Raw genomic sequence first — 2,389 nt, 5'->3', positions numbered from 1 at the left:
TTTAATCAAAGTGGGTAACTCTCTTCTTTTCAAATTGAAGTGTCAGATCTAGTCGAAACTAATACACATTAGCCTCACACAGAGCATAAGCTGACGCCGCTTCGCTTTGTCGGCTTCACACGAAATGAAATATGTAAACTCGCCCAAGCTCGTTCCTTATATTCCCTTTCGCATGAACCTTAGTCCCCATACAAGAAAGGCCAAAACTATGTATTGCAAACTCTCTTCCAAATGCTATCAACTATAAATTGCTTTGCATCTTGATGATCATCTGCGGGATATGCTGTGTAAGAATCATTGTCTAATAGCTCGATTAAATTAATTGAACTATCAGATAGCAGTTGTTCTAACTCTGATTTCAAAGCTTCTACTTTCTCTGGAGAGTCAAACATTCGTTTCAAACACTCGTATTCCTCAAGTTCATTAAGACCTACATCTACAGAGAGTACCGATTCTAAAATATTTACTATGATTGGATACTTATTCATATCAGTTATTTACTTGGGAAAATCGTAATTGTTTCCCAAACTCCATTACTCTTATTTAATTCGTAAGTTGCTTGCACTTTATCTAAACCTTTAACCATTTCAACCGGCCCTTGTAAATCCGGCTGATATTTAGACTTACCTATCCTTTTAAACCCTCTACCTAAATCCAACTCAAAACTATCCATATCATCAGGTCTTACAGTTAAAATATTACTATTTGATTCCTTAATTTTCTTTTCAAGAATACCTCCTTTTTTCCTTATTTCCTGATCTGCATACAACAGAAGATCATTCGAATGAAATGCAGAAGACATTGGTGGTAATATAACTTTTCCTTTGACTTCTTTTACCTTTCCATCAGGAGCCAGCCCTGTTAAAGCTCTAGTCATCAACTGCTCATCAGTAACATCCCCACCATGCCTAGCCAAAGAGTGAGCATTAGAGTGATTGGTTACTAGCTTTATAGCATCATCAGGAATAATTTTATCCGCAAACTTCCCCGGAATAGCTATAACCGCCATTGACGCTGCACCGGCTAATGTAGGGTTGTTGATAAATTCTTTACCCTCTTTCGCTAAAGACTCAATATCATCGGCAAGCATCGAGGCCGGATCGAGTTTGACTGGCTCCACTGCGTCAAGCTCTGGATTGGCTAACACCTCATCAAGATCAAACTTCGGCACCTCAGTTTTCTTTTGAATTTGAGACCAAGACTTTTCTGTCTCCTGATAACGTGCTTTTTTTTGTCTCTCGTATTTTTCTCTTGGAGTTTCCTTTTCCTCTGGTGGCGGCTCTGGGGCTTTCATCACCCCAAACACCGTACCATCTCGCCCAAAATTTCTATCCCATGCAGTTTTAAGCTGGGCCTTACCCCTTTTCATTTCGTTATGCAAAAAACAGGTACTACATGTACATATATCAGGGTCTTTATTAAAAGGACACTTATACCAATCGGAACCTAGCTCAAAGCCAAGTTCATCATCAAAAACCATAGGCATTTCCCGTTGTTAGTAAAAACAACGAGAACATTACCAAACAATTTTTAGGGGCAAAAACTTGCCCAACACCATAAAGTTATGAGCGATTGCGACTACAATATACTTTTTTGAAACACTATTTCTGTTGGTACTGTATTAATTGCCCTTCCAGCTTCGCACTCAGTTTTTGAGCTTCACCAAGAGAAGCTTGCGTCTCTAGAAGGGCTGCATTCTTCTTGTTTAGCTCTGAATTTAAGCTTTCAACGCGACTTTCAGCGCGAATATGTGCTGCTTTCTCTTCGTCGAATTTGCCTTGTAATTGATCATTGGCTGCTTTTTGATTTACGATCTGATCAGTTAACGAACCAACCTGCCCTTGCAGCGAACCTAGCTCTTTTTCAGACGTTTTTAGGCTTACATTCAGCTTCGTCATTTCCTCTGACTTATCTTCCAACTGCTTGCTTAGCAGCTCTATTTGGTTTTCAGACTTCGCTTGCGCCTGCTGCGATAAAGAAAGATTACTCAGGGTTGTTTTCAACTCTTGACCTGTCTCTGATAACTGCTTGTTTAGTGACTCAACTTGGCCTTGTGCTTTCGCTTTATCTGATTCGGCCATATTAAGTTGCTTTTGCATCGATGCGATCTGTTTTTGCATTTCAGCTAAACGTTCATCACGCTCAAAAATGCCATCAAGCGCCGCTTTCGTTTCGCTCTGAGCAACATTCAACGCGGCATTGAGACGGCTGCTTTCTTTGTGCTCCAGCTTTAACTGCTCTTGTAAGTCAGCATTAACCTCAAGCGCATCTTCTAACTGCTCGAACGCTTTATCTTGTTCTTGAATAGATTCCGCTTCGCGCTTTGCTGCATTAGCAGCACGTTCGTTTGCTTCTGCAATGGCTTGGTTAAGACGCTGCTCAACAGTGT

Annotated in this window: 3 protein-coding genes; all 3 read right to left on the bottom strand. The window is 40.5% G+C overall.

Annotated features, from left to right (window positions below; genetic code table 11):
• Positions 1–206: 206 nt before the first annotated feature.
• Positions 207–488 (bottom strand): hypothetical protein, encoded by a 282-nt coding sequence (locus tag OU793_RS24145; protein ID WP_159408192.1) that lies wholly within the window; start codon positions 486–488, stop codon positions 207–209.
• A gap of 5 nt (positions 489–493) precedes the next feature.
• Positions 494–1,480, bottom strand: coding sequence for a hypothetical protein (locus tag OU793_RS24140; RefSeq protein ID WP_193237452.1), 987 nt, complete (start codon positions 1,478–1,480; stop codon positions 494–496).
• Positions 1,481–1,601: 121 nt separating this feature from the next.
• The coding region (locus OU793_RS24135) for a hypothetical protein (protein ID WP_274647890.1) at positions 1,602–2,389 on the bottom strand (788 nt) is incomplete at its 5' end.

Source organism: Vibrio sp. VP6 (assembly GCF_028823755.1).
GTDB classification, from domain to species: domain Bacteria; phylum Pseudomonadota; class Gammaproteobacteria; order Enterobacterales; family Vibrionaceae; genus Vibrio; species Vibrio parahaemolyticus.
Note: the sequence above shows the minus strand (reverse complement) of the source record. Positions and strands in the feature narration are given on the sequence as shown.

What these genes read in the sequence shown, in the direction of transcription:
- OU793_RS24145 (WP_159408192.1), bottom strand. Translation starts at nt 488, where the DNA reads ATGAATAAGTATCCAATCATAGTAAATATTTTAGAATCGGTACTCTCT.
- OU793_RS24140 (WP_193237452.1), bottom strand. Translation starts at nt 1,480, where the DNA reads ATGGTTTTTGATGATGAACTTGGCTTTGAGCTAGGTTCCGATTGGTAT.